General features: G+C 65.2%; 27 protein-coding genes. 19 read left to right on the top strand and 8 right to left on the bottom strand.

Annotated elements, in window-relative coordinates:
- Positions 1-24: 24 nt before the first annotated feature.
- The 8 genes from GGD65_RS07100 to adhP all read left to right on the top strand — a co-directional run bounded on the left by GGD65_RS07100 (position 25) and on the right by adhP (position 7,232).
- Entirely contained in the window at positions 25-948 is a 924-nt protein-coding gene (locus GGD65_RS07100; RefSeq protein ID WP_183234742.1) for a MoxR family ATPase, read from the top strand.
- A 147-nt stretch (positions 949-1,095) separates the two neighbouring features.
- Positions 1,096-2,298 carry a VWA domain-containing protein gene (locus GGD65_RS07095; RefSeq protein ID WP_183234741.1) on the top strand — a complete coding sequence of 401 codons (1,203 nt, stop codon included), beginning with the start codon at positions 1,096-1,098 and terminating at the stop codon, positions 2,296-2,298.
- A 10-nt stretch (positions 2,299-2,308) separates the two neighbouring features.
- Positions 2,309-2,632 carry an XdhC family protein gene (locus GGD65_RS07090; protein WP_007602422.1) on the top strand — a complete coding sequence of 108 codons (324 nt, stop codon included), beginning with the start codon at positions 2,309-2,311 and terminating at the stop codon, positions 2,630-2,632.
- 2 nt (positions 2,633-2,634) lie between these two features.
- Positions 2,635-3,336, top strand: a complete 702-nt coding sequence (locus GGD65_RS07085; protein ID WP_028142905.1) for an XdhC family protein — start codon at positions 2,635-2,637, stop codon at positions 3,334-3,336.
- The gene (locus GGD65_RS07080) at positions 3,333-4,937 is read left to right on the top strand and encodes an NTP transferase domain-containing protein (protein WP_183234740.1); all 1,605 of its coding nucleotides are present in this window, start codon (positions 3,333-3,335) and stop codon (positions 4,935-4,937) included. Before GGD65_RS07085 ends, GGD65_RS07080 begins: the two co-directional genes overlap by 4 nt.
- A gap of 248 nt (positions 4,938-5,185) precedes the next feature.
- On the top strand, positions 5,186-5,575 hold the full coding sequence (locus GGD65_RS07075) for a DUF4189 domain-containing protein (protein ID WP_018316523.1): 390 nt from the start codon (positions 5,186-5,188) through the stop codon (positions 5,573-5,575).
- An 82-nt stretch (positions 5,576-5,657) separates the two neighbouring features.
- Positions 5,658-6,068 carry a DUF2000 family protein gene (locus GGD65_RS07070; protein WP_092259142.1) on the top strand — a complete coding sequence of 137 codons (411 nt, stop codon included), beginning with the start codon at positions 5,658-5,660 and terminating at the stop codon, positions 6,066-6,068.
- Between the two features lie 138 nt (positions 6,069-6,206).
- Complete coding sequence (gene adhP, locus GGD65_RS07065) at positions 6,207-7,232, top strand: alcohol dehydrogenase AdhP (RefSeq protein WP_183234739.1); 1,026 nt, start codon at positions 6,207-6,209, stop codon at positions 7,230-7,232.
- A 4-nt stretch (positions 7,233-7,236) separates the two neighbouring features.
- On the opposite strand, the gene GGD65_RS07060 is transcribed toward adhP, so the two are convergent.
- The 3 genes from GGD65_RS07060 to GGD65_RS07050 are packed head-to-tail and all read right to left on the bottom strand — an operon-like array spanning position 7,237 to position 8,468.
- Entirely contained in the window at positions 7,237-7,650 is a 414-nt protein-coding gene (locus GGD65_RS07060) for a GFA family protein (RefSeq protein ID WP_018316520.1), read from the bottom strand.
- Positions 7,651-7,662: 12 nt separating this feature from the next.
- Positions 7,663-8,136, bottom strand: coding sequence for an SRPBCC domain-containing protein (locus GGD65_RS07055; protein ID WP_183234738.1), 474 nt, complete (start codon positions 8,134-8,136; stop codon positions 7,663-7,665).
- Positions 8,133-8,468 carry a helix-turn-helix transcriptional regulator gene (locus GGD65_RS07050; protein WP_092259151.1) on the bottom strand — a complete coding sequence of 112 codons (336 nt, stop codon included), beginning with the start codon at positions 8,466-8,468 and terminating at the stop codon, positions 8,133-8,135. Before GGD65_RS07050 ends, GGD65_RS07055 begins: the two co-directional genes overlap by 4 nt.
- Positions 8,469-8,564: 96 nt before the next feature.
- On the opposite strand from GGD65_RS07050, the gene GGD65_RS07045 reads away from it, so the two are divergent.
- The 6 genes from GGD65_RS07045 (at position 8,565) to GGD65_RS07020 (ending at position 14,931) form a co-directional block, all read left to right on the top strand.
- Complete coding sequence (locus GGD65_RS07045) at positions 8,565-9,248, top strand: TetR/AcrR family transcriptional regulator (RefSeq protein ID WP_246783204.1); 684 nt, start codon at positions 8,565-8,567, stop codon at positions 9,246-9,248.
- Positions 9,245-10,033: an HlyD family secretion protein gene (locus tag GGD65_RS07040; RefSeq protein WP_183234737.1), complete on the top strand. Its 789-nt coding sequence runs from the start codon at positions 9,245-9,247 to the stop codon at positions 10,031-10,033. Before GGD65_RS07045 ends, GGD65_RS07040 begins: the two co-directional genes overlap by 4 nt.
- Positions 10,030-10,962 carry an ABC transporter ATP-binding protein gene (locus GGD65_RS07035; protein ID WP_018316515.1) on the top strand — a complete coding sequence of 311 codons (933 nt, stop codon included), beginning with the start codon at positions 10,030-10,032 and terminating at the stop codon, positions 10,960-10,962. Before GGD65_RS07040 ends, GGD65_RS07035 begins: the two co-directional genes overlap by 4 nt.
- Positions 10,959-12,122: an ABC transporter permease gene (locus GGD65_RS07030; protein WP_018316514.1), complete on the top strand. Its 1,164-nt coding sequence runs from the start codon at positions 10,959-10,961 to the stop codon at positions 12,120-12,122. The genes GGD65_RS07035 and GGD65_RS07030 overlap by 4 nt, the downstream gene beginning before the upstream one ends.
- A 30-nt stretch (positions 12,123-12,152) precedes the next feature.
- Positions 12,153-13,460: an adenylate/guanylate cyclase domain-containing protein gene (locus GGD65_RS07025; protein ID WP_183234736.1), complete on the top strand. Its 1,308-nt coding sequence runs from the start codon at positions 12,153-12,155 to the stop codon at positions 13,458-13,460.
- Positions 13,461-14,016: 556 nt separating this feature from the next.
- On the top strand, positions 14,017-14,931 hold the full coding sequence (locus GGD65_RS07020) for a PhzF family phenazine biosynthesis protein (protein ID WP_018316511.1): 915 nt from the start codon (positions 14,017-14,019) through the stop codon (positions 14,929-14,931).
- Positions 14,932-15,139: 208 nt separating this feature from the next.
- On the opposite strand, the gene GGD65_RS07015 is transcribed toward GGD65_RS07020, so the two are convergent.
- Genes GGD65_RS07015 through GGD65_RS40720 form a run of 3 tightly spaced genes read right to left on the bottom strand, consistent with a single transcriptional unit; the run spans position 15,140 to position 16,602 of the window.
- Entirely contained in the window at positions 15,140-15,601 is a 462-nt protein-coding gene (locus tag GGD65_RS07015; protein WP_183234735.1) for a DUF488 family protein, read from the bottom strand.
- Between the two features lie 8 nt (positions 15,602-15,609).
- Positions 15,610-16,446, bottom strand: coding sequence for a DUF72 domain-containing protein (locus tag GGD65_RS07010; RefSeq protein WP_183234734.1), 837 nt, complete (start codon positions 16,444-16,446; stop codon positions 15,610-15,612).
- Between the two features lie 24 nt (positions 16,447-16,470).
- Positions 16,471-16,602 (bottom strand): hypothetical protein, encoded by a 132-nt coding sequence (locus tag GGD65_RS40720; protein ID WP_256375077.1) that lies wholly within the window; start codon positions 16,600-16,602, stop codon positions 16,471-16,473.
- Here GGD65_RS40720 and GGD65_RS07005 point away from each other — a divergent pair.
- The 4 genes from GGD65_RS07005 to GGD65_RS06990 all read left to right on the top strand — a co-directional run bounded on the left by GGD65_RS07005 (position 16,550) and on the right by GGD65_RS06990 (position 20,184).
- Entirely contained in the window at positions 16,550-16,930 is a 381-nt protein-coding gene (locus GGD65_RS07005; RefSeq protein WP_018316508.1) for a hypothetical protein, read from the top strand. The genes GGD65_RS40720 and GGD65_RS07005 overlap by 53 nt on opposite strands.
- A gap of 138 nt (positions 16,931-17,068) precedes the next feature.
- Complete coding sequence (locus GGD65_RS07000; RefSeq protein ID WP_092259169.1) at positions 17,069-17,272, top strand: hypothetical protein; 204 nt, start codon at positions 17,069-17,071, stop codon at positions 17,270-17,272.
- A 269-nt stretch (positions 17,273-17,541) separates the two neighbouring features.
- Positions 17,542-18,675 (top strand): glycosyltransferase family 2 protein, encoded by a 1,134-nt coding sequence (locus GGD65_RS06995; protein ID WP_018316506.1) that lies wholly within the window; start codon positions 17,542-17,544, stop codon positions 18,673-18,675.
- A 6-nt stretch (positions 18,676-18,681) separates the two neighbouring features.
- A complete protein-coding gene (locus GGD65_RS06990) occupies positions 18,682-20,184 on the top strand; it encodes a glycosyltransferase family 39 protein (RefSeq protein ID WP_018316505.1) in 1,503 nt (500 codons plus the stop codon).
- A 174-nt stretch (positions 20,185-20,358) separates the two neighbouring features.
- On the opposite strand, the gene GGD65_RS06985 is transcribed toward GGD65_RS06990, so the two are convergent.
- Together GGD65_RS06985 and GGD65_RS06980 are read right to left on the bottom strand one after the other, a co-directional pair.
- Complete coding sequence (locus GGD65_RS06985) at positions 20,359-22,245, bottom strand: CHASE2 domain-containing protein (RefSeq protein ID WP_183234733.1); 1,887 nt, start codon at positions 22,243-22,245, stop codon at positions 20,359-20,361.
- Positions 22,246-22,321: 76 nt separating this feature from the next.
- Positions 22,322-22,840 carry a FecR domain-containing protein gene (locus tag GGD65_RS06980; RefSeq protein ID WP_183234732.1) on the bottom strand — a complete coding sequence of 173 codons (519 nt, stop codon included), beginning with the start codon at positions 22,838-22,840 and terminating at the stop codon, positions 22,322-22,324.
- Positions 22,841-23,503: 663 nt separating this feature from the next.
- Between GGD65_RS06980 and GGD65_RS06975 the strand changes: the two genes are divergently transcribed.
- Entirely contained in the window at positions 23,504-24,595 is a 1,092-nt protein-coding gene (locus tag GGD65_RS06975) for a DUF2778 domain-containing protein (protein ID WP_183234731.1), read from the top strand.
- The last annotated feature ends 28 nt before the right edge of the window (positions 24,596-24,623 follow it).

The following is a 24,623-nucleotide window of genomic DNA, read 5'->3' as shown; positions in this document are numbered from 1 at the left end:
GGGCGTAGCGAGACTGGCTTTTTCATGACTTCAGCGGCCAATACTTCCGGGGCCTTGCCGGCATCGGTCGATGCGATGCTCGAACTCCTGACGTCGCGCGGCTATCTCGCGGAGCGGTCGCTGGCGACGGTGACTTATCTCTCGCTGCGGATGGGCCGGCCGCTGTTCCTGGAAGGCGAGGCCGGCGTCGGCAAGACCGAGATCGCCAAGGTCTTGTCCGCAGCGCTCGGCCGGAAGCTGATCCGCCTGCAGTGCTACGAAGGCCTCGACGTCTCCTCCGCGGTCTACGAGTGGAACAGCGCCGCGCAAATGATCGCGATCCGGATGGCGGAAGCCGCTGGCGACACCGATCGCGACCAGCTCTCGAGCGACATCTTCGCCGACCGCTACATGATCAAGCGGCCGCTGCTCCAGGCGCTGGAGCCCGACGTTGCGGGACCACCGGTGCTGCTGATCGACGAGCTCGACCGGGCCGACGAGGCGTTCGAGGCGTACCTGCTCGAAATCCTCAGCGACTTCCAGGTGACGATCCCCGAGTTCGGCACCGTCAGGGCGCCGGCCCCGCCGATCGTCATCATCACCTCCAACCGCACCCGCGAGATCCACGACGCGCTGAAGCGGCGCTGTCTCTATCACTGGGTCGACTATCCCGCCGCCGAGCGCGAGCTCGCGATCGTCAAGTCGCGCGTGCCCGGCATCTCCGCAAAGCTGTCGCAGCAGGTCGTGCGTTTCGTGCAGGCTTTGCGCAACCAGGACTTCTACAAGTCGCCGGGCGTCGCCGAGACCATCGACTGGGCCACCGCGCTGTCGGAGTTAGATGCCCGCTCGCTGACCCCGCAAGTGGTCGGCGACACGCTGGGCGCGCTGCTCAAGTACCAGGACGACATTACCCGGATGCAGGGCGACACCCTGCAGAAGGTGCTGAAGGAAGCAACGAGCGAGAATTGACGCGCGTCATTTGAGTTCGTCATTCCGAGGCGCGCGTCAGCGCGAACTCCGGTGCGCAATTGCGCACCTGAGAATCTCGCGCTGCAATCTCTGGATTCCGGGTTCGTCGCTGCGCGACGCCCCGGAATGACGGAGCGAGGATAGACCATGGCCATCAACCACCTGGCGCCCGAGCAGACCGAGCAATTCGCCGACAACATCGTCGGCTTCGCCCGCGCGCTGCGCTCTGCGGGCATGCCAGTCGGGCCGGGCGCTGTCATCGACGCCATGAGCGCGCTCCAGGTGATCGATATCGGCAACCGCGCCGACGTCTTCACCACGCTGGAGGCGATCTTCGTCAAGCGCCATGAGCACGCGCTGATCTTCAAGCAGGCCTTCAACCTGTTCTTCCGCGCCTCGGAAGAGTGGAAGCACATGCTGGATTCGGTGCCGCTGCCGGACGAGGCCAAGAAGAAGCCGCAGGCGGGCTCCCGCCGCGTGCAGGAGGCGATGTCGCAGCCGCGCATGACCGAGACGCCGCAGCACCAGGAGCAGGATCTGCGCCTGTCGGTGTCCGACAGGGAGATCCTTCAGAAGAAGGATTTTGCGCAGATGAGCGCCGCCGAGATCAGCGAGGCGCTGCGTGCGGTCGAGCGGATGCATCTGCCGCAGGCCGAGCCTCTGACGCGCCGGCAGCGGCCTGATGCGCGCGGGCTTCGCCTTGACCTCCGCCGCACGCTGCGCGCCTCCTTGCGCACCGGCGGCGACATCATCGACATCCATCGCCTCGGGCGGATCGAGAAGCCGGCGCCGATCGTGGCGCTGCTCGATATCTCGGGCTCGATGAGCGAGTACACCCGCCTGTTCCTGCATTTCCTCCATGCCATCGGCGATGCGCGCAAGCGCGTCTCGGTGTTCCTGTTCGGTACCCGGCTGACCAACGTCACCCGCGCGCTGCGCCAGCGCGATCCCGACGAGGCGCTGGCGAGCTGCTCGGCCTCGGTCGAGGACTGGGCCGGCGGCACGCGGATCTCGGCCTCGCTGCACAACTTCAACAAATTGTGGGCGCGGCGCGTGCTGAGCCAGGGCGCCATCGTGCTGCTGATCTCCGACGGGCTGGAGCGGGAGGCGGATTCCAGGCTCGCCTTCGAGATGGACCGGCTGCACCGCTCGTGCCGGCGCCTGATCTGGCTCAACCCGCTGCTGCGGTTCGGCGGCTTCGAGGCCAAGGCCCAGGGCATCAAAATGATGCTCCCGCACGTTGACGAATTCCGCCCGGTACATAATTTGAGTTCGATCCAGGAGCTGATCACGACGCTCTCCCGGCCGCTGCCGCCGCATCACCGCAGCCTGATCCGCTCCGCAGCTTGAGAGGCACCCGATGCTCGATCGCGACGAGGATATTCTTAAGGCGGCGGAGGACTGGCAAAAGGCGGGCCGTGGCGTCGCGCTCGCCACCGTGGTGGAGACCTGGGGCTCGGCGCCGCGCCCGGCGGGCTCCAGCCTCGTCATCAACGACGAGGGTACATTCCTGGGCTCGGTCTCCGGCGGCTGCGTCGAGGGCGCCGTGGTCACCGAGGCCATGGACGTGATCCAGAGCGGCAAGCCGAGGATGCTGGAGTTCGGCGTCGCGGATGAGACCGCCTGGAACGTCGGGCTGTCGTGCGGCGGTACCATTCGCGTCTTCGTCGAGAAGGTCGGTTAGCCGTGAAGCTCGAGATCCTGCACGAACTCAATGCCGAGCGGGCCGCGCGCCGGCCGGTGATCCTGGTGACCGACACCGAGAGCGGCGAGCAGCGCCTGGTGAAGGCGAAGGATTTTGCAAAAGATCCGTTACGCGCCGAACTCGACAAGCAACTCCGCATGGGCAAGAGCGCCAATGTCGAGGCCGGCGGCAAGAAGCTGTTCCTCAACGTCTACGCGCCGACAGCAAAACTCGTCATCGTCGGCGCGGTCCATATCAGCCAGGCCTTGGCGCCGCTGGCGCGCTCGCTCGGCTACGACGTGACCGTCGTGGATCCGCGAACGGCGTTCGCCAGCCCCGAGCGCTTTCCCGACGTTCCGCTGGTGGCCGAATGGCCGGACACGGCGCTGCCGCCGCTCAATGTCGATGCCTACACCGCCTTCGTCGCGGTGACGCACGATCCCAAGATCGACGACCCGGCGCTGCTGCACGCCTTCGAGCGCGGCTGCTTCTATATCGGCGCGCTCGGTTCGCGGAAGACGCACGCCAAGCGCGGCGACCGGCTGCGGGCGCAGGGCGCCAAGGAAAGCGACATCGCGCGCATCCACGCGCCCATTGGCCTTGCGATCGGAGCGGTCTCCCCGTCCGAGATCGCGGTGTCGATCATGGCGGAGATCACGGCGGTGCTCCGCCTGCCTCCCAAGGAAAAAGAAGAAGCGGCATGAAGTTCGGCCCGGCGAGCCCTGAGGATGCCATCGGCGGGGTGACCGTCCACACCCTGCGCCAGGGACCGCTGGTGCTGAAGAAGGGCACGACGATCGGGCCTGCCGAGGTCGAGCAGCTCACGCGGGCCGGCATCAAGGACATCGTCGTGGTGCGCATGGAGGCGGGCGACGTCTCCGAGGACGTTGCGGCCGCCGGCATCGCGCTGGCCGTCGGCGGCGAGGGCATTCATGTCGAACGCGCCTTCACCGGCCGCGCCAATCTGTTCGCCGCACGTCCGGGCGTTCTGGTGATCGACCGCGCCGCGGTCGACCGCATCAACAACATCGACGAGGCCATCACCTTTGCGACCCTCTCGGCCTACAAGCCGGTGGTCGAGGGCGAGATGGTCGGCACCGTCAAGATCATCCCGTTCGGCGTCGAAGGAAGTTTGCGCGATGCCGCGGTGAAGGCCGCAGGCAAGGACGTGCTGAAGATCGCGCCCTACGTGATTCAGCGCGTCGGCGTGGTCTCGACGCTGCTGCCGGGCTTGTCATCCAAGGTGATCGACAAGACGCTGCGCGTCACGGCCGAGCGGCTCGCGCCCGCGGGAGCCAGCATCATCGCCGAGCGGCGGGTCCAGCACGACGAAGCTGCCCTGTCAGCCGCGATCAAGGAGTTGCTCGGCCTCGGTGCCGAGCTCGTCATCGTGTTCGGGGCCTCCGCGATCGCCGATCGCCGCGACGTGATTCCGGCGGCGGTCACCAGGATCGGCGGCGAGATCGAGCATTTCGGCATGCCGGTCGATCCCGGCAATCTCTTGCTGATCGCGCGGGCCGGCGACGTTCCGGTGCTGGGCGCACCGGGCTGTGCGCGCTCGCCGGTCGAGAACGGTTTTGATTGGGTCTTGATGCGGCTTCTCGCCGGCATCAAGGTGACGCGGTCCGAACTCATGGGCATGGGCGTCGGCGGCCTGCTGATGGAGATCGTGACGCGGCCGCAGCCACGCGCACAGCCCGAGACCGAGGGCAATAGCCAGGTCGCCGCCATCGTGCTCGCTGCGGGCCGTTCGACCCGGATGGGCGGGCCGAACAAGCTGCTCGCCGAACTCGACGGCAAGAAGCTGGTGCGGATCGCGACCGAGCAGGCGCTGGCGTCCAAGGCATCCGAGGTGATCGTGGTCACTGGCCACCAGACCGAGCTGGTCGAGCAGGCGTTGCAGGGCCTGAAGGTGCGGTTCGTCAAGAATCCGGATTTCGCTGGCGGGATCGCCAGTTCGGTCAAGGCTGGGATCGCTGCTGTCCCCGAAACGTGCGACGGCGCCGTGGTGTGTCTCGGCGACATGCCGCTGATCGATGCCGGCCTGATCGACCGTCTCATCGACGGCTTTGCGCCCGACCGTGGCAATCTCATCGTCGTGCCCGTCAGCGAGGGCCGCCGCGGCAATCCCGTGCTGTGGTCGCGCCGCTTCTTCAAGGAGCTGATGACGCTCGATGGCGACGTCGGCGCGCGCCACCTGATCGCCAAGCACACCGAGGCGGTTGCCGAGGTGCCGGTGGATGGCGAGAGCGCCTTCCTCGACATCGACACGCCGCAGGCGCTGGAAGCTGCGCGAGGCGGATAACGGTGCCGCAAACGACGGTGCCGTAGGGTGGGCAAAGGCGCGGAGCGCCGTGCCCACGGTCTCTTCGTTACGATCGACAATTGGTGGGCACGCTTCCGCCTTCGCTCTTCGAGCTACGGCGGACAAGTCGCTTTGCCCACCCTACGGCACCTCCCCAAGCCTCTTCCGATTTCAACCACCCGTTCACCATCTGGAAACGACCGGCGCTTAGAGTTGCCTCCACCTGCCTTGGGGGGAGGGGATTTTCCATGGCTTCGAACGTCGTCGCGCGCCGTTGCGCGATGTTTTGCTTTGTCTTGTCAGTTGCCGTCACGGGCGCCCGCTATGTCACCGAAGCGCATGCCGCCGGTGCGATTGCAGTCGGCAAATGCGGCGCTTATGGCCAGGCCTTTGATTACGGCCACGAGCACGAGGCGCGTGCCGCGGCGCAGAAGCAGTGCAAGGGCGATTGCACGACGGTGACGATGAAGCGCGCCTGCGCCGCGATGTCGGTCGATATGACCAACCCTTGCGGCGCTTATGGCTACGCCGTCAAGCCGAAGATTTCGGCCTCGCTCAACGCCGCCACGCGCGAATGCTACAAATACGGCGGCAAGGAATGCGTGATCCGCGCCTGGGCCTGCGATGCCAAGGGTTGATTTCGTCGAGCGCTGATTCCTCTTGCTGTCATTCCGGGGCGATGCGTAGCATCGAGCCCGGAATGACAATCGAAGGAACCACATGCAATTCGACACCAAGATCGCGGTCGTGATCCGCACCGATCTTCAGGCCTGGCAGAAGCTCAACGTTGCGTCCTTCCTCACCAGCGGCATCGCTGCGGCCTTTCCCGAATGCATCGGCGAAGCCTATGAGGACGCCTCGGGCACGAAATATCATGCGCTGATCGGTCAGCCGATCCTGATCTATGGCGCCGATGGTCCGGCGTTGTCGCGCGCGCTGGACCGTGCGCTCACGCGCAACGTCAAGCCGGCGGTCTATACCGAGGACATGTTCAGCACCACGCACGATGCCGCTAACCGTGAGGCGGTGAGGGTGGTCGCGCGCAACGATCTCAATCTCGTCGGCATCGCCATGCGCGCCGAGCGCAAGGTGATCGACAAGATCCTCGACGGCCTCAAGTTCCATAGCTGACACGTCGACATTCCCCGCGGCGTCTTGGTGGTGCCATGATGAGGGACGGCTTGCGCAAACTTTGTGCTGTTTGACCCCCGTCAAAGGAGCACCGGACGGCATCGCTATTCTGCTTCGCAAAGCGCAGAGGAGCAGCAGATGCCGACCATGAAAGCCGCAATCGTCAAGCAATTCGGCAAGCCGCTCGTGATCGAGGACGTGCCGGTGCCGCAGCCCGGTCCCGGCGAGATTCTGGTCAAGGTGAAGGCCTGCGGCGTCTGTCATACCGATCTGCATGCAGCCTCGGGTGACTGGCCGGTGAAGCCGGTTCCTCCGTTCATTCCCGGCCACGAGGCTGCCGGCACCGTCGCTGCACTCGGGCCCGGTGTGAAGAATTTGAAAGTGGGGGATGCCGTCGGCGTCGCCTGGCTGCACGATGCCTGCATGTCCTGCGAATATTGCGAGACCGGCTGGGAGACCCTGTGCGAGCACCAGCACAATACCGGCTACAGCGTCAACGGCGGCTTCGCCGAATATGTCATTGCCTCGGCCGCCTTCGCCGCAAAGCTGCCGGCGACGGTCGATTTCGCCGCCATCGCGCCGATCCTTTGCGCTGGCGTTACCACCTACAAGGGATTGAAGGAGACGGAGGCCAGGCCCGGCGAGTGGGTGGTAATCTCAGGTGTTGGCGGGCTTGGTCACGTCGCGATCCAGTACGCCAAGGCGATGGGGCTCAAGGTCGTCGCCGTCGACATCGCCGAGGACAAGCTGGAGCTGGCGCGCGAAACCGGTGCCGATCTCGCAGTCAACGCGCTCGCGAGCGGCGCCGTGGATCAGGTCTTGGCGTCAACCGGCGGCGGGGCTCACGGCGTGCTGGTGACGGCGGTCTCGACCGCCGCTTTCGCCCAGGCGCTGAAGATGGTGCGCCGGAAGGGCACCGTCAGCCTCGTCGGCCTGCCGCCGGGCGAATTCCCGACGCCGATCTTCGACGTCGTCCTCAAGCGCATCACGGTGCGCGGCTCCATCGTCGGCACGCGGCGCGATCTCGACGAAGCCGTCGCATTCGCTGCGGACGGCAAGGTGAAGGCCGAAGTGACGAAGGTGCCCCTGGCGCAAATCAACGACGTCTTCGAGCGGATGAAGGCCGGCAAGATCGACGGCCGCATGGTGCTGGATTTCGGCTAGCGTCTCATCCAGGCGGCATGCCTTCGAACTTGACCAGGCTGGGATCGAGGCGATCCCAGTCATGGCCGCGCGCGGCGAAAGTGACCGCCTGCGGCTTGTAGCGGGCTGGCTCGTCGAGGCTCGCTGCGCGAATTGTGAAGACGTCGGGCTGTGCCGCGAAGGTCATGTACACAGGCACGCCGCATTGCGTGCAGAAGCCGCGCGTCTTCACGTTGCCGCTGTCGGCGACCATGTCCCAATGCTTCGCCTCGCCGGTTAGCGTCACGCCGGCACGCGCGAACGTCGCGTATGAGCCATGTGCACTGCCGCTTTCGCGCTGGCAGTCGCGGCACTGGCAGTGATTGCTGAACAGGGGCTCGCCGACAATCGAATAGCGGATCGCGCCGCAGGCGCAGCCGCCGGTATAGGGCTTGTCCATCGCGATGCTTTCCTACTTGTCTTCGCCGGAGATGGCATCGAGCCGCTGCAGCACCTTGACCCAGCCGTCGCTCATGTTGCGATAAGCGGTGTCGTTCGTCGGCGTCACGAAGCCCGAATGCACCACGCGCACGCGCGTCCCGGCTTCGACCGGCGTGAGGGACCAGGTGACGACGGTGTCGAGCGCCGAGCCGTAACCGGTGTTACCCTCGTCGCCACCCTTCCAGGCAAAGGCGAAGCGTTGGTTCGGCACGACCTCCAGAATGCGGCAACGGATCGTGCCATCCCACGCGCCGGCCGGGTTGGTCTTGAACGTGAAGGTGTTGCCTTCGACGGCCTCGAAACCGGTCGGCGGCATCAGCCAGCGCGCAATCAACTGTGCGCTGGTCAGCGCCTTCCAGATCGTTGCGACGGCGTGAGGGAAGACCTCGTCGATGACGATGTCTTTGGTCTGGTGTTGGGCTTGAGCTTTGGAAGCAGCACTCACGGATCGATCTCCTTCAAGAGGTCACGCAGGTTCTGGAAGCGCTCGCGCCAGAACACGCCGTAATGGTCCATCCAGGTGACCAGCGGTTCGAGCCCTTGCGGTGCGGCGCGGTAATAGACGTTGCGGCCCTCGGCGCGCTCGGCGACGAGTCCCGCCTGCTTCAGGGACTTCAGGTGCTGCGAGATCGCGCCCTGGGTCACGCCGCTGCCGCGCGTCAGTTCGGCGACGCTGATCTCCTTGCTCTCGAACACGCGCTCGAACACCGCTCGGCGCGTCGGGTCGGCGAGGGCACGCATCACGGTGGTGACGGGGTTTGGAGCAGTTTCGATCATGACATTCAATTAGCCGAGGCTAATTCATTAGTCAATGCTAATTATTCTGCTTCTCGCGGTATTGACTATGACTGACTGGTCAGTCATATATATCTGATGATGAAGAAGTCGGCCAAGCTCGCCAACAAGTCGGCCCTGAGCGCAGAGCCTGCGTCAGCCCGCGGAGAGGTGCCTGCATCGAATCGCGCTGCGCGCGCGCAGGAGCGGCGCGCGGCGATCGTGGAGGCCGCGATGGAGGAGTTCATCGCCCGCGGTTTCGCCGCAACGCGACTCGACGACATTGCCAAACGCGCCGGCGTCGCCAAGGGCACGATCTACCTGCACTTCAAGGACAAGGAATCAATGTTCGAGGAGCTGGTGCGCATCGTGATCGTGCCTGTCGTGGCTCGGCTGACCGCGCTGCCGCCGCCGACTGGCTCGGTGCGCGACCTCATCGAGGCCTTTGCCAGCAATTTCCTGAAAGAGGTCATCGGCACCAGGCGCGGCGATCTGGTGCGGCTGATCGTGGCGGAGGGGCCGCGCTTTCCGGCCGTCGCCGATTTCTACTACCGTGAGGTTGTCTCGCGCGGGATCGCCGCCATGCGCGCCCTGATCGAGCTCGGCATCGCCCGGGGCGAGATCCGCGAGAAGGACCTCGCGCGCTATCCGCAGATCCTGGTCGCGCCCGCAATGATCGCGGTGATCTGGCAGAGCCTGTTTGCACGGCACGCGCCGCTCGATGCGCAGGACATGCTGCGCGTTCATCTCGATTTGATTTTTGGCGAACGGAGGACGACATGAGGTCGTCGCAAACAATTTTCAGCATTGCATTGGTGATGGCGTTCGCAGCCTCGCTCGCCGGCTGCCAGGAAAAGCGCGATCCCGGTTTCCAGGGCTGGGTCGAGGCCGACATGATCTTCGTCAGCCCCGACGAAGCCGGGCGGGTCACCAAGCTGAACGTCCGCGAAGGCGACGAGGTCAAGGTCGGCGATCACCTCTATTCCGTCGATGACGATCTCCAGCTTGCCGACCTCAACCAGCAGAAGGCGACGCTCGCGAACGCGCAGCAGACCTATGATCGTGCGGCCTCGTTGAACAAGACCGGTTCGGGCACGCAGGCCAATCTCGATTCCGCCGTGTCCGCCTTGCGCGTCGCGGAGGCGCGGGTGGCGACCTCGGAGACACGGATGGCGCGTCGCAAGGGCTTTGCGCCGGTTGCCGGCACCATCCAGCAGATCTATTTCCGCGAGGGGGAGATGGTGGCGGCGCAGCGCCCGGTGCTGTCGATCATGCCGCCTGGCAACATGAAGCTGCGCTTCTTCGTGCCGGAGACCGCGCTGCCGAAGCTCGCGATCGGCGATACGGTGCGCATCGCTTGCGACAATTGCGCGGCCGATCTCACCGCAAAGATCTACTTTATTGCGACCTCGGCCGAATACACCCCGCCTGTTATCTACAGCCTCGATGAGCGCAACAAGCTGGTCTATTTGATCCAGGCGCGGCCGTCGCGCCCCGACGCGCTGCGGGTCGGACAGCCGATCGACGTCTATCTCAATCCAAAGACCCCGGTGGCGGACAAGCGATGAACGGTGGCAACGGCATCGCGATCGACGTCAAGGGCCTGACCAAATCGTTTGGCGGCCGCGAGGTCGTGCACGATCTGTCGATGCAGGTGAAGCGCGGCTCGATCTACGGCTTCCTCGGGCCCAACGGCTCGGGCAAGACCACGACCATCCGTATCCTCTGCGGCCTCCTTACCCCCGATAGCGGCGAGGGCACCTGTCTCGGCTACGACATCCGCCGCGATGCCGAAAAGATCAAGCGCCAGGTCGGCTACATGACCCAGCGCTTCAGCCTTTATCAGGATCTCTCCGTGCGCGAGAATCTCGAATTCGTGGCGCGGCTCTATGGTCTGGCCGATGCGCGCGGCGCCGCGCGCGACATGATCAAGCGGCTCGGGCTCTCGGGACGCGAGGAGCAGCTTGCGGGCGAGCTTTCCGGCGGCTGGAAGCAGCGGCTGGCGCTGGGTGCCTGCACGCTGCCCAATCCGCAATTGCTGCTGCTGGACGAGCCCACCGCCGGCGTCGATCCCAAGGCGCGGCGCGACTTCTGGAACGAGATCCACGCGCTGGCCGCCGAGGGCCTCACCGTCCTGGTCTCGACCCACTACATGGACGAGGCCGAGCGCTGTCACGAGATCGCCTACATCGCATACGGCCATCTGCTGACCCACGGCACGGTGGAGGAGGTGATCGCGAAATCCGCGCTGACGACTTACACCGTAACGGGCGAGGACCTCAACGGGCTCGCGGCCGAGCTCACCGGCAAGGCCGGGATCGACATGGTGGCGCCGTTCGGCACCTCGCTGCACGTGTCGGGGCGCGACGTCGCCGCGCTCGAAGCCAGCGTCGCGCCATGGCGCGAAAGAGACGGCTTGCACTGGCACAAATCGTCGCCGTCGCTGGAAGACGTATTCATCGAGCTGATGGGGCGCTCCAAGGACAATTTCCAATGAGTGCTGTCGAACATCCCGCACCACGGCACGAGATCCGCGAGCGCTTCGGCTTCCTTCGGCGCTCCTATGCGATGCTGATCAAGGAGTTCATCCAGCTGAGGCGCGACCGCGTCTCGTTCGCGATGATCGTGATGCTGCCAGTGATGCAGCTGATGCTGTTCGGCTATGCCATCAACACCACGCCGCGCCATCTGCCGAGCGCGGTGCTGCTCCAGGAGGATTCCGATCTCGCCCGCTCGATCCTGAAGGCGCTGGAGAACACCGCCTATTTCCGCTTCCTCTATGAGGTGCACGACGTCGACGATTTCGACAACCTCCTGAAATCCGGCAAGGTGCTGTTCGGTGTCGAGATCCCGCGCGGCTTCGAGCGGGCGGTACGGCGTGGCGACAGGCCGGCGCTGCTGGTCGCGGCCGATGCGACCGATCCGGTGGCGGCGAGCTCGGCGATCGGCTCGCTCGGCATGATCGTGCAGACCGCGCTCAAGCACGATCTCTATATCGGCGATCCCCCGGAGATGCCGTTCGAGATCCGTGCGCATGCCCGCTATAATCCGGCCGCGGCCTCCAGCCTCAACATCGTGCCGGGCCTGGTCGGCACCATCCTCACCATGACCATGCTGATCTTCACCGCGCTGTCGGTCACGCGCGAGGTCGAGCGCGGCACCATGGAGAGCCTGCTGTCGATGCCGATCAAGCCGGTCGAGGTGATGTTCGGCAAGATCGTGCCTTACGTGCTGGTCGGCTTCGTGCAGGCGTTCCTCATCATCGGGATCGGCGTCGGTCTGTTCGGCGTCCCCGTGCTCGGCAATCTGTTCCTGCTGGCGCTGCTCTCGACGCTGTTCATCACCACCAACCTGTCGATCGGCTACACCATCTCGACGGTGGTGCAGAACCAGCTCCAGGCCATGCAGATGTCGATGATGTTCTTCCTGCCAAGCATTCTGCTGTCCGGATTCATGTTTCCCTTCGCGGGGATGCCGACCTGGGCGCAATATCTCGGCGAATGCCTGCCCCTGACGCACTACCTTCGCATCGTCCGCGCCATCATGCTGAAGGGCGCGACCATGCAGAATCTGCATTTCGATGCCCTGGCACTGGCGATCCTGATGGCGCTCGCCATGACCATCGCCGTGACGCGCTTCCGCCGCACGCTGGATTGAGGCACAATGCCCCGGAATCGAGGGGCGGGAATGGTCAGATTTGCCAGCAGGAGGACACGGCAGCACGCCGCGCTATCGGAGGATTTCGAGCGCGAGCTGACACGTGAAGTGCTTCGCACCGAGCTGCTCCGGGTGCGGGCGCTGATCATGACGGGCTGCGTCATGATGGTGCTGCTCACCGCGATCTATTTGATCGACCCCAGTGTGGTGAACCGGGTGTGGCGCGGAACTGAAGGGCTTGTCGAGGTCTACGGCCTGCTCGGCGGCTTCATCCTGTTCGAGGTTTGGGTCCACACCCAGATCAGGAAGAATCTCCGCCTCGATCGCGATTTGCCGGTGATCCGCCGCTATATCGGCACGCTGATCGAGACGTCGCTGCCCACGGTGATCCTGATTCTGCAAACCCGGACCATGGGCGCGAGCCAGGCTCTCGGTTTCGCCGTGCCGCTGATGTACTTCATTTTCGTCATCCTCTCGACCTTGCGGCTCGACTTCTGGCTCTCTGCCTTCACAGGCTTCGTCGCTGCAGCCGGGCTTCTGTCCGTCGCGCTGCTCTACAACGCGGCCGACGAGGCCGGCGAACCCCTGATCTATTTCCACGCTGTGCGCAGCATCGTCATCCTGATCTGTGGCGCGCTGGCGGGCGCGGTCGGCGCTCAGCTGCGCCGCCAGTTCGCCGCGAGCATCGCGGCTGCGACCGCGCGTGACCGGGTGACGAACCTGTTCGGCCAGCATGTCTCCCCGCAGGTGGTGGAGCGGCTGATGGCGGCGGGAACCAGCGGTGGCGGGGATCTCCGCCGCGTCGCGGTGATGTTCGTCGATTTCCGCGGCTTCACGGCGGGCGCGCAGTCGCGCACCCCACAGGAGGTGGTCGACCGGCTCGACGGCGCCTTTGCGGTGCTGGTCGACATCCTCGATCGCCACGGCGGCATCGTGAACAAGTTTCTCGGCGATGGCTTTCTCGCGCTGTTCGGCGCGCCGCTGGAAGCCTCCGACGCCGCGCATCGCGCGGTTGCCGCAGGCCGCGAGATGCTGAGTGCGATGGACCACATCAACGCACGGACGAGCTGGCCGCTGCGTATCGGCATCGGCATCCATTTCGGCGAGGTCGTCGCCGGCAATATCGGCTCGCCCCGGCGCAAGGAATACACCGTCATCGGCGACACCGTGAACTTCGCCTCGCGCCTGGAGGCTTTGAACAAGGAGTTCGGCTCGCAGCTCCTGATTTCGGAGACCGTGCGCGAGGCGCTCGGCAACGATGGTGACGATGCTGTTGCGCTCGGCGAGGTCGAAGTGCGCGGCTATGAGCGGAAGGTCGCGGTGTTTCAATTGGGGTAACGGCTCTTCAAGCGCGAGTCGCGTTTGGTTGAAGCGGAGTCGCGCTGCCTTGAACGCGCGTGATGAATATCTCTGCTAGTTCTCGGGTCTCGCACTTTGGAAGCCGAAACGCCTCGGCTTTCACTTCTCACCCGGAGAAAGCCAATGACCCGATTGACCGTTGTTGCCGCCGCCCTGATCGCCGCAGCCGCTACCCAGGCTCAGGCCGCGACGATGCGCCACGCTGCCCCGCCGCGCGCTGCTGTGACTCAGGCGGTGTCCGACTCCTGCGTCAGGGCGCCGGCAGAGGGCGCGTATGCCTCTGCGCCCTACACGCAGCCGCCCTGCCTGCCGAACACGGGCACCTCATACGCTTACTGACAATCGCGCAGACAACGCCGGGTTGGTGAAAGTTTGCCGGCCCGGCGTCGCAAATGCCTGCGGCTTCTTCTTCCAACGCGTCATCGCGATTGCTCCGATTGCTCCGAATTTTGGGGCATGACGAGCGATGTCGCCGGCCTATAGACTGCCGCGCGATGCGGCCCGTTGCGGTCGCGACTTGCATGAGGGATCGAAGATGCAGCGCCGCTACGTCACCGTCGACGTGTTCACCGACCGCGCCTTCGGCGGCAACCAGCTCGCCGTGGTGCTCGATGCCGGCGGGCTCACGACCGCTCAGATGCAGACGATCGCGACCGAGTTCAACTATTCCGAGACCACCTTCGTGCTGCCGCCGCGCGACAAGGCCAACGACGCGGAGGTGCGCATCTTCACGCCGGTGCAGGAGATTGCCTTCGCGGGCCATCCCAACGTCGGCACCGCCTTCGTGCTCGCCTCGATGGCGAAGGAGCCGAAGCCACGTCTGCTGTTCGAGGAGAAGGCCGGGCTCGTGCCGGTCGACATCGTGACAGAGCAGGGCCGGGTGATTCGAACCGAGCTCACCGCGCCGCAGCCGCTGGAGCGGCTCTCGCGGCTGCCAGCCGCCGAAGCCGCGAGCTGCATCTCGCTCGTTGCAGACGACATCAAGTCCGACAATCACGAGCCTGAGATCGTCACCGTCGGAAACGCGTTTCTGGTGATGGAGCTGCATTCGCGCGAGGCGCTGAAGCGCGCCCGGCCGGATGCGGCAGCCTACGGCAAGGTATTGCCACGCGATGGCGCCCGCTCGGTGTGGTTCTATACGCGCGACGTACCCGCGGCGGAGGCGCCTTGCGAGCGCCAGGCGCGAATGTTCATGCGCGGCGCCAGCGGTCTCGTCGAGGACCCCGCCACCGGCAGCGCCACGGTTGCCGCGGCCGCACTGTTCGCTGATCTCGATCCGATGCGCGATGGCGAGCTCAAGCTCACGGTCGGCCAGGGTTTTGACATGGGCCGGCCGAGCATCCTCTCGACTCGCGTGCGCAAGCAGGACGGCAAGATCGTCTCCGCCCATGTCGGCGGCAGCTGTGTGCAGATGATGGAGGGGACGTTCAAGCTGGCGGGGGAGGGCTAGGCGTCATTCCAAGCTCGTGCTGGGTCCCACCGTCGTCCCGAGAGCCTGACCGAAAAGTTTTGAGTCAGGCTCTGAGGTGCGAGCTTTTGCGAGCCTCGAAGGATGCACGGCCGAGGTGCAGCCTCGGGGCATGCCGTCGTCCTCGGAGAGCCGCTGGAGAAGCGGCCACCTCAGGATGAGCTACGGCTAACACCAGCGCCCACGACGATCAGACCGGCCGCCCCGCCAGATTCGTCACCGCAACCCCATCGCGTTCCTCGATGATCTCCGCGATCATCTGGCGGTGGCAGTGGGTGTGGTCGCGCTCGTAGCAGAGCAGGCACACCGGGCCGGCCTTCTTCACCAGCGCCGAGAGCTCGTCCATCGCCTCCCTGGCCTCGGGCGCCTTCAGGTGCTTTGAGAAAATCCTCTCGAGCACATCGTACTGACCGCTGCGTGCGGCGAGGCGGCCCTCCTTCGGCGTGCCGAGCGCGGCGAGGTGGACATAGGCGATGCCGCGCTCGTCGAGACCCGCGGCAAGCTGCTTCTTGGAAAAGCCAGGCCGGCGCGACGACGTCACCGCGCGCACGTCGACCACGAGCTTGACGCCGGCCTGTTCCAGCTCGTCCAGCACGGCCTTTGGCGGCGTCTGCTCATAGCCGATGGTGAACAGCCTTCTGGCCTTTGCCATGGCTCACCTCAACTCACCCTTGCGATCAGTTCCATGGCGCCGGCGGGTGCGCGTACCTTGCCCTCGTGGATGACGTAGGCGAACACGTCGCGCGGCGCCTTCTTCGGCTTGGCCTTGTCGACCTTCGGCAGGTCGTCCGGTTCACCGCCCGAAGCCCAGGCCTGAAGGCGCTCGGCCCAGGCATCGAGCTGCTTGGGCGGGTAACAGGTCTTGATCTCGTCATTGCCTTTCTGCAACCGGGCATAGACGAAATCGCCGGCGACATCGGCAATCGCTGGATATTTGCCGTGCTCGGCGAACACGACGGGCGTCTCGAACTCGCGGATCAGCGCCACGAAATCCGGCGCGCAGAAACTGTCGTGTCGGACCTCGACGACGTGGCGCAGCGCGCGTCCCTCGAGCTTGCGCGGCAACAGTTCGAGGAACTTGCCGAAATCGGCGCCGTCGAATTTCTTCGTCGGCGCGAACTGCCACAACACCGGCCCGAGACGGTCGCCGAGTTCCAGCACGCCGGAATCATAGAACCGCTTGATGGAATCGCCGGCTTCCGCCAGCACCCGGCGGTTGGTGGCGAATCGCGGTCCCTTTACTGAGAACACGAAACCGTCGGGCACCTCGCTCGCCCATTTGCGAAAGCTCTCCGGCTTCTGTGAGCCGTAATAAGTGCCGTTGATCTCGATCGAAGTCAGCTTCGAGGCGGCGTAGGACAGTTCCTTCGCCTGCGTCAGCTTCTCCGGATAGAACACGCCGCGCCACGGCTCGAAGGTCCAGCCGCCGATGCCGATGAAGATGTTGCCTGACTTTTTGGACGCAGTTTTTGCTTTGGCCACGGAAGGATCTCGCATCGACGTGGAGGGGATGCCGTCATCCTAGTCAAACCAGTTGTGATTGGCCAGTTGCTGCGTCCCGTCTAAGGTCGCGGCAGGATCTGCGAAAAAGGAGAAAAAGATGCGGATGCTGATGGTGGGAGCGGCGCTCGTCATGATGACATCTGCTGCCATGATATCTCCGGTCATGGCGGATGACGACGATGCGAAGGGCGCGCAGAAGCTCGCCATGCAGGGCCGCGACGATTACTGGCATTGCCTGGCGCGGGAATATTCGCGCGATAGCAATCGGGGAATGACGGAACAGGATTTTGGCCGCTCGGTCGCGGGTGCCTGCCCGTCGGAGCGGCAATATTACCGGGTGGCGCTGCTCGACTATCTCACCACGCAATATCCGAACATCGATGCCGGTGCCCATCTCGCGACCGCGAACAGGGCAGTGGAGGCCGCGCAGAAGGACATCGTGACGGCCTTCGTCAAGCAGAGGCCGCCGGTGAAATGAGGGAGTGGCGAATGGCCAATAGCGAATAGGGGAAGAGGCGGCCTTCTCCATTCGCTACTCGCCATTGGCTCCGGGCCCTTCCGGCTCCGCGCGCATCCGTGATATCACGGGGCGTATCTGGAACAGGGGTGGGTTTCCATGGCGTCTGAGTCGGTAGGGGGCATTTTGGGCGTGATCGTCGCCGCGATCGTGCTTGCAGTCGCCGTCGTGTTCGGGCCGATTGGCCAGTACGGCAAGCCGCCCAAACCGGCGAAAGTCGAGCCGGCCCCGGCTGCGGCACCCGCAGCCCCGGCCGCGCCGGCGCCGCGCGGGCCGATCATCCGGGAAGTGCCCAACCAATAAGGCACGAAAATCGTGGTTTTCGGCCCTTGCGAAGCCGTCTTGTCATTCCTATCTACCCCTTAACGGCGCCGTTGAGCGAAAACTCCGGCGTTGGAACGACCTTGGAATAGCTTGGGCTCGCGCCGGATGTACGCGCGGCCTGCCGTTCCGGGGTCGTTGGCATTTTGGGGCCCCTTTTGGGCCTTCCCCGGACACCCCCGGCTTCGCAGCATAAAACCTGGCAGCGCAGAACTTGGCAGCGCAGGACGCGGCGGATATACGCTGCCGTCATGAATGAAGCGATCAGACCGGGCTCCGACAATCCGCTGCAGGCTCTCGAAGGGCCGGAACTGTCGGTCATCGTCCCGACCTTCAACGAGCGCGACAATGTCACGGTGTTGTACCGGCGGCTGGAGGCGGTGCTCGCCAACGTCGCCTGGGAAGTCGTGTTCGTCGACGACAATTCGCCTGATGGCACCTGGGACGTCGTGCGCGCGCTGGCGCAGCAGGACAGCCGCGTGCGCTGTATCCGCCGCATCGGCCGCCGCGGCCTTTCGGGCGCCTGCATCGAGGGCATCCTGGCGTCCAGCGCCCCCTATGTGGCCGTGATCGACGCCGATCTCCAGCACGACGAGACGCAACTGCCGAAGATGCTTTTGCTGCTCGCAAGCGACGAGGCCGACCTCGTGGTCGGCAGCCGCTACATCGAGGGCTACAAGAGCGAGGGCTTCAACAAGCAGCGCGCCGGCGCCAGCGCGCTGGCGACCGAGTTCGCCAGGAAGATGCTGCGGGTCGAGATTGCCGATCCCATGAGCGGCTTCTTCATGATCCGCCGCGATCGTTTCGAGCAGCTCGCGCCGAAGCTCTCCGTGCACGGCTTCAAGATCCTGCTCGACGTCGTCGCGACCGCGCACGGCGGCTTGCGGGCGGTCGAGATTCCCTACACTTTCGGCGCCCGTCAGCACGGCGAGAGCAAGCTCGATTCCATGGTCGCGCTCGATTTCCTCGGCCTCGTGCTGGCCAAGCTGAGCAACGACATCGTCTCGCTGCGCTTCATCCTGTTCGCGATGGTCGGCGGCATCGGCCTCGTGGTGCATCTCACCACACTGTTCATCGGGCTTCAGCTGTTCAAGGCGCCGTTCGCGGAGGCGCAGGCCGCCGGCGCCATCGTCGCCATGACCAGCAATTTCATCCTCAACAACTTCCTCACTTATCGCGACCAGCGGCTGAGGGGCTTTGCGCTGCTGCGCGGTCTGATCGCCTTCTACATCGTGTGCAGCGTCGGCCTGCTCGCCAATGTCGGCGTCGCCTTCTCGGTCTACGACCAGGAGCCGATCTGGTGGCTGGCCGGCATGGCCGGCGCGCTGATGGGCGTGGTGTGGAACTACGCGATGTCAGGCCTGTTCGTCTGGCGCAAGAAATAACCCACGATGGACGGGGCTGACGCGCGGATCGTCCGCAATACCGTGCTGCTGATTCTCGCGCTGGTGGCCCTGCGGCTCGTCGCGGCAGCATTCACGCCGATCACCTTCGACGAAGCCTACTACTGGATGTGGTCGATCAACCTCGCCGGGGGCTATTACGACCATCCGCCGATGGTCGCCTATGTCATCCGCGCCGGCACCATGATCGCCGGCGATACCGAGCTCGGCGTCCGCCTCGTCTCGATCCTGCTCGCACTGCCGATGAGCTATGCGGTCTACCGCTCCGCTGCGATCCTGTTCGGCGGCGCGCGCGTGGCGGCGACCAGCGCGGTCCTGCTCAACGTAACCATGATGGCCTCCGTCGGCACGCTGATCGTGACGCCGGATGCGCCGCTTCTGGTCGCATCCAGCTTCGTGCTGTTCTTCCTCGCAAAAGTGCTGGAGACCGGCCGTGGCGTCTGGTGGCTCGCGGTCGGCGCCGCTGTCGGTGCGGCGCTGCTGTCGAAATACACGGCGATGTTCTTTGGCGCCGGGATCCTGATCTGGCTCGCTTGCGTGCCGAAGCTCAGGCGCTGGTTTCTCTCGCCCTGGCCCTATCTCGGCGGTCTCGTCGCGCTGGCGCTGTTCTCGCCGGTGATCCTCTGGAATGCGGACCATCAATGGGTCTCGTTCGCAAAGCAGCTCGGGCGCGCGAAGATCGAGGACTTCCGACCCGTCTTCATCGCCGAGCTGATCCCGACCCAGATCGCGTTCGCAACCCCGCTGGTCTTCATCCTCGGCGCGATGGGTCTGCATGCGCTGACCTGGCGCCGGGCGGGTGCGCTGGCCTCGCGCGTGCTGATCGAGGCGATGTTCTGGACCATCGTCGCCTATTTCGTCTGGCATTCGCTGCATGCCCGCGTCGAGGCCAACTGGTTCGCGCCGGTCTATCCGCCCTTCGTCGTCGCCGCGGCCGCTGCCGCCAACCTCGTGCAATGGAAGCCGCGACAGCGCCGCCTGGTGGATTTTTGCCTGCGCTGGGCCGCGCCTGTCGGCATCGTGATGTTTGCAGCGCTCATCGTGCAAGCCAACACCGGCTGGCTCTCGGGTTATCGCCGCGATGCCACCGTGCGCAGCGTCGGCGTCGGCTGGCGCGAGCTCGCTGCCGAAATCGAAGCCGTGCGCGCGCGCCATGGCGCGACCTGCGTGCTCGCGCAGGACTACGGCACCACGGGCTGGCTGGCCTTTTACTTGCCCCGCGGCACCTGCGTGGTGCAGCAGAACCAGCGCATCCGCTGGGTCAACATGGGCGAGCCAGATCCGAAGTTGCTGGCGGGCAAGCTGCTCTATGTCGACGAGCTGCGCCCGGACGGTCATCCCGTCCTCAACGACCTCTTTGCGAAGGTGACGCAGGTTGCGCAATTGCAGCGCAAGCGCGGCCCGCTCGTGGTCGAGACCTACAGCCTCGATCTGCTGGAGGGCGCCAAGGGCGACGTGCTGGACCGCTCGCCGCCGCCGGAAGCAAGGTAGCTGTCTGTCATCCCCGCGAACGCGGGGATCCATACCGCGTGATCTATCGATGAGCCCCGGTGCTTGTACCGCGCGAAGACCTGCTCACTACTAGTCTTCGCCAAACTTCTCCCTGAGGTTATGTGTCCCGGCGTTCGCCGGGACGACAGCAGAGTGTTCGGCGGGGCCGACGCCTCAGTCGATCGCCTCGGCCTTGGCCGCGGCCTGCTTGGGCCCGTCCCGGTCGCGCCAGAACCACACGGTCACGACCCCGGAGCGGCCACGGACCTGGGCGAGCAGGGGGCCCGACAGGACGCCGTCGGGAGCGCCTTGGAAGTCGGCCGTATCCAGCAGCGTATTGCTGAGGGCGAGTCGTGCATCGTTCCGGACGGCGACTTCCATCAGCCGGCTCGCGACGTTGACTGTGTCGCCTGTCGCCGTGATGTGTTGGTGGGTTTCGCCGAGGCGGGAGGCGACGATCTCGCCGAAATGCGCGCCGATCTTGAAGCCGAGCTGACCGCCGATCGCTGACGGCAGCGAGGCGATCCAGTGTTCGACACCGCGATGCAGGTCGATCGCGCATTTGAGCGCGCGCGCGGCGTCATCGGGCATCGCGGCCGGCAGACCGAACAGGATCATGGCGCCGTCGCCGAGAAAGCCGGTGATCATGCCGCCGCAATCGACCGCGGCCTTGTCGATCCGCGCGTGAAACGCCTGCAAGATCTCCTGAAGCGCGTCCGGATCGATCCGTTCGCTCAAGGACGTGAAACCGGAGAGATCGATGAAGACGATTGCGGCGTCTTGCCGGACCGGCTTGGACAGGAAATTCGGATCGCGCGACAGCCATTCCTGCACGGCCGGTGCCTGGAATTGTGCGAGAGACCTGCTCTTGGCGGCGAGATATTGCGTGCGGCGGCCTCCGGCCCACAGCTGCACACCGGCAAAGATCGCAACCGGCGGCACCGCGGCGGCGAGCGTGGTTGCCGCGTTCAGCCAGACACCATGCGTGAACGCGAACGTGTTGAGGCCGGCCCAGGCGATCATCACCGCGGCCGCCGCCATGATGCCGAGCGCGCTGCGCCGCCAGGCCAGCAGGCCGACCAACAGCATCGGCAGCAGGATCGCAGCGAGCGCGTCGGCGATATGGACCCTGTGGTCGCGCACGATGCCGTCGCCGGCAACGAGATGGGTGATCGCTGTCGAGACCACCTCGACGCCGGGCATCAGGGAATCGAACGGTGTCGGGTAGAAGTCGCCGCCGCCGGCGACCGAGGCGCCGATCACGACGATCCGGTTCTCGATCGCGGCGCGATTGAGCGTGCCGTCGAAAATGCTCTGCGCGCTCACGGTGCGGATGGTGCGGCGCGGACCGTAATAGGTGATCGGCAGCGCGAAGTCGGTATCGGTCGGCACCGCGCGGTCGCCGAGCATGAGATGATCAGGAGCGATCGTCAGCGGCTTGTCGAGCGCGCGCGTCGCGACGCGCAACGGGAACGACAGCTCGACCTTGTCGCGGGTCCGAAACAGCATCGGCACCGAGAGCGGCGAGCCCGATTGGCCCGTCGCGACATTGACGATGCCGACCTCGGCGTGGTCGGCGAACGCAGGCAGCGGCAGCAGGAAACGTTCGGCTTGCGGCAGCACGGCGAGGGGACCTGCGCTGCCGGGCGCCACGTTTTCGCTGGCGGAAGGGAAGATCGCAGCGGCGGCGAGCACCATGGGCCCGGTGGCGAGCGTGTTTGCCAGCGTGGCGTCGCCGATCGCAGCGCTGCGGTCGACCAGCAGGAGATCGATCGCGACGACCTTCGGCTTGAACTGCACAATGGTGTCGACGACGCGGGCGAGATCGGCGCGCGGCAGCGGATAGCTGCCGCCGCGCTTCACCACGGTGTCGTCGATCGCGACGATGGTGACGAGATCGGGCGGACGCTGCACCCCGCGGACCTGGGTTCGCCAATCGGTCAGCGTTGCTTCGAGGCGGTCGAGAAAGCGCAGATGGCCGCCGGCGTGCGCGGCAAAGATGCCCGCGCCCCACAGCGCGGTGAGGGCGAGTGCCACCAGGATTTGAACGCGTCTCGTCATTGCGTCGTACTGCAATCTTCTTTTTCTTCGGGGCCTGTGGGCCGAGGTCTATTGACCAGGTCTTATTGACCAAGTCTCATTGACCAAGCCTTGCCATGAGAGCGTCGATGCGCGGCTGGCCCCACTGCTTCACCGTCAAAGGTCCGGTCGCTTCCACGTCGACGCCTTGGCCGGGGCCAAGCACGACGCCGCGCCCACGAGCCCTGCGGCTGACGCCGACACGGCCGTCGGCGACGAAGACGGAGGTCTTGGCCTCAGCGACATCGACGGCCCATCTGGTGCCGCGCACCGCGGCAATCGCCTGAGGCGTCAGCACCTTGAAGGGATTACCGCCCGGCTTCCTGGGCACTTCGACCAGCAGGGCTTTGCTGCTCAACTCAACGGAGTCAATATGTCCGTCGCGGTTGGCGTCCTTTAGTTCAAATCTGGCGCCACTTTCCGCAACGATGGTGATGCCGTTGTCGCAGCGCCAGGTCTGCGTACCCGCGGCCGAGGCTGACGATGTGCAAGCTATGTTGGCAGGCTGCGCGGCAGCGTATCCCATCAACAACGACGACGCCAGAGCAAGATATCCGGCGCGCGCGAACCCTCTCATGCCAGCCTCCGTTTGCATGCCCGGCACAATTCAAGGCGATGTTGATACGGTACCGTATCACACGCAGAGGCTGCTGAAAAGTGCCGCTCTACCAGCTATTTTCTTGGCTCGGCCTTTTCCAGAGCGGTGCGATCAACTTTCGGTCAGGGCGCGGTCGCCGTGTGAGCGGTCCGAGCTCGCTGTGTGAGGTGCGTGATCTTGGCCGCCGTTCTCGTGTCACCCACGTGCCGGCGGGAAGGCCAGTGGGATCAGCCCCGCGCAACGTTTCCCCGCTATCTTCCGGGTATCGAAAGCCACGAAAACGACTTGGTTGGGTGGCCCTAGAGAGGCGGCCGGAGAGGTCCGCTGAATGCGCCGAACCGGCCGAGAATTATGGTTAACAGACGCGCCTAAGTCCGTAGTTCTGCGGGCTTTTTTCTCAGAATGAGACAGCCTTAACGAGTCGCCGCACATCTGCCCGAACTTAATCCGCATTTAACTAAAAGTCGCCTTAATGACGCTCCGACCCTCTGCGAGATGCTGGTCCCGGATCGTGACCAGCGGCACTTTGAAGGGGGACTGAGTGACACCGTCCTGGACGCAAGGCGAATGAGTACGAGTATCGCTGCGCATAGTAACGCGGCACGGAAGTCCAAGAATTCTCTTCGGAAGTCTTCCCGGAAAATGACCACGACCAATTGGCTTGGCGCCGCGGCTATCGGCTGCGTCGTGATGGCCGCCGGCTGGACCATCTACAGCAACGTCTTCGGCGCGAGCGTCTATCCGACCGTCGGCGGCATTGGCTACGACGAGCCGGTGATCAAGCGTGCGCCCAAGGTAGCGCTACGCGAGGCCGGCGACGCCATCAAGGAAGCTTTTGCGCTCCTGCCTGACCGGCTGCAGGTCGCCGCCCCGATCTCGCGCGAGATGTTCAACGAGCGCTTTGCTGCCGCTGCGACCCAAGGCGTGGCATCGAACGCGGCCAGCGCGGCGCCGGCGACCCAGGTTGCGGTGGCCAAGGACGCGCCGAAGCAGAGCGTGATCGCGAAGGTCGCGGAAGCACTGAAGCCGTCGGCCCCGACCAAAATTGCTGAGAAGACCGCTGACAAGACCGGGGACAAGGCCAAGCGCGCGCCGGATGCCCAGATGCAGCTCGCCTCGGCCGATCCGGCCCAGATCGTGCCGGCACCGGAAGCGAAGAAGTCGTTCGCCGATCGCGCCAAGGCCGCGGTGATGTCGATCACCGGTCCGCGGCAGTCGATGGTCGAAAAACTCTGGGGCAAGCGCGAGCCGTCCGGCGGGCTGCTGGCCTACGCCTCGGCCGATGCCAGCGTGACCGCCTCCATCGCGCCGAAGGAGCAGAACCCGATGTTCGGCGGCGCGCCGCCCTATGAGCGTGACACCGCGGTCTACGACATCACTGCCAAGACGGTGTATCTGCCCGACGGCACCAAGCTCGAGGCGCATTCCGGCCTCGGCTCCAGTCTCGACGATCCGCGCTCGCAGCGCACCCGCATGCGCGGCGTGACGCCGCCGCACATCTACACGCTGAAGCCGCGCGAGGCGCTGTTCCACGGCGTGCCCGCGCTGCGCCTGACCCCGATCGGCGGCGAGAGCGCGATCTACGGCCGCGACGGTTTGCTCGCGCACACCTACATGCTCGGACCGAACGGCGATTCCAACGGCTGCGTGTCGTTCAAGGACTATTACGCGTTCCTCGACGCCTACCGCAACAAGGGCATCCGCAAGCTCGCGGTGCTGGCGCGGGTGGAGTGAGGCGCAGCGCGCCTCACGCTTTCTGCAC

This window comes from Bradyrhizobium sp. CIR18 (genome assembly GCF_014198295.1).
Classification (GTDB): Bacteria; Pseudomonadota; Alphaproteobacteria; order Rhizobiales; family Xanthobacteraceae; genus Bradyrhizobium.
This window is presented reverse-complemented; position numbering and strand designations above follow the sequence as displayed.

Coding starts and splice junctions, on each gene's coding strand:
- GGD65_RS06985 (WP_183234733.1), bottom strand. CDS start 22,245: ATGACGAGACGCGTTCAAATCCTGGTGGCACTCGCCCTCACCGCGCTG.
- adhP (WP_183234739.1), top strand. CDS start 6,207: ATGCCGACCATGAAAGCCGCAATCGTCAAGCAATTCGGCAAGCCGCTC.
- GGD65_RS07020 (WP_018316511.1), top strand. CDS start 14,017: ATGCAGCGCCGCTACGTCACCGTCGACGTGTTCACCGACCGCGCCTTC.
- GGD65_RS07100 (WP_183234742.1), top strand. CDS start 25: ATGACTTCAGCGGCCAATACTTCCGGGGCCTTGCCGGCATCGGTCGAT.
- GGD65_RS07080 (WP_183234740.1), top strand. CDS start 3,333: ATGAAGTTCGGCCCGGCGAGCCCTGAGGATGCCATCGGCGGGGTGACC.
- GGD65_RS07050 (WP_092259151.1), bottom strand. CDS start 8,468: ATGATCGAAACTGCTCCAAACCCCGTCACCACCGTGATGCGTGCCCTC.
- GGD65_RS07090 (WP_007602422.1), top strand. CDS start 2,309: ATGCTCGATCGCGACGAGGATATTCTTAAGGCGGCGGAGGACTGGCAA.
- GGD65_RS07040 (WP_183234737.1), top strand. CDS start 9,245: ATGAGGTCGTCGCAAACAATTTTCAGCATTGCATTGGTGATGGCGTTC.
- GGD65_RS07030 (WP_018316514.1), top strand. CDS start 10,959: ATGAGTGCTGTCGAACATCCCGCACCACGGCACGAGATCCGCGAGCGC.
- GGD65_RS06975 (WP_183234731.1), top strand. CDS start 23,504: ATGACCACGACCAATTGGCTTGGCGCCGCGGCTATCGGCTGCGTCGTG.
- GGD65_RS07095 (WP_183234741.1), top strand. CDS start 1,096: ATGGCCATCAACCACCTGGCGCCCGAGCAGACCGAGCAATTCGCCGAC.
- GGD65_RS06990 (WP_018316505.1), top strand. CDS start 18,682: ATGGACGGGGCTGACGCGCGGATCGTCCGCAATACCGTGCTGCTGATT.
- GGD65_RS06995 (WP_018316506.1), top strand. CDS start 17,542: ATGAATGAAGCGATCAGACCGGGCTCCGACAATCCGCTGCAGGCTCTC.
- GGD65_RS07025 (WP_183234736.1), top strand. CDS start 12,153: ATGGTCAGATTTGCCAGCAGGAGGACACGGCAGCACGCCGCGCTATCG.
- GGD65_RS07045 (WP_246783204.1), top strand. CDS start 8,565: ATGATGAAGAAGTCGGCCAAGCTCGCCAACAAGTCGGCCCTGAGCGCA.
- GGD65_RS07035 (WP_018316515.1), top strand. CDS start 10,030: ATGAACGGTGGCAACGGCATCGCGATCGACGTCAAGGGCCTGACCAAA.
- GGD65_RS07015 (WP_183234735.1), bottom strand. CDS start 15,601: ATGGCAAAGGCCAGAAGGCTGTTCACCATCGGCTATGAGCAGACGCCG.
- GGD65_RS07075 (WP_018316523.1), top strand. CDS start 5,186: ATGGCTTCGAACGTCGTCGCGCGCCGTTGCGCGATGTTTTGCTTTGTC.
- GGD65_RS07000 (WP_092259169.1), top strand. CDS start 17,069: ATGGCGTCTGAGTCGGTAGGGGGCATTTTGGGCGTGATCGTCGCCGCG.
- GGD65_RS40720 (WP_256375077.1), bottom strand. CDS start 16,602: ATGGCAGCAGATGTCATCATGACGAGCGCCGCTCCCACCATCAGCATC.
- GGD65_RS07010 (WP_183234734.1), bottom strand. CDS start 16,446: ATGCGAGATCCTTCCGTGGCCAAAGCAAAAACTGCGTCCAAAAAGTCA.
- GGD65_RS07060 (WP_018316520.1), bottom strand. CDS start 7,650: ATGGACAAGCCCTATACCGGCGGCTGCGCCTGCGGCGCGATCCGCTAT.
- GGD65_RS07070 (WP_092259142.1), top strand. CDS start 5,658: ATGCAATTCGACACCAAGATCGCGGTCGTGATCCGCACCGATCTTCAG.
- GGD65_RS07005 (WP_018316508.1), top strand. CDS start 16,550: ATGCGGATGCTGATGGTGGGAGCGGCGCTCGTCATGATGACATCTGCT.
- GGD65_RS06980 (WP_183234732.1), bottom strand. CDS start 22,840: ATGAGAGGGTTCGCGCGCGCCGGATATCTTGCTCTGGCGTCGTCGTTG.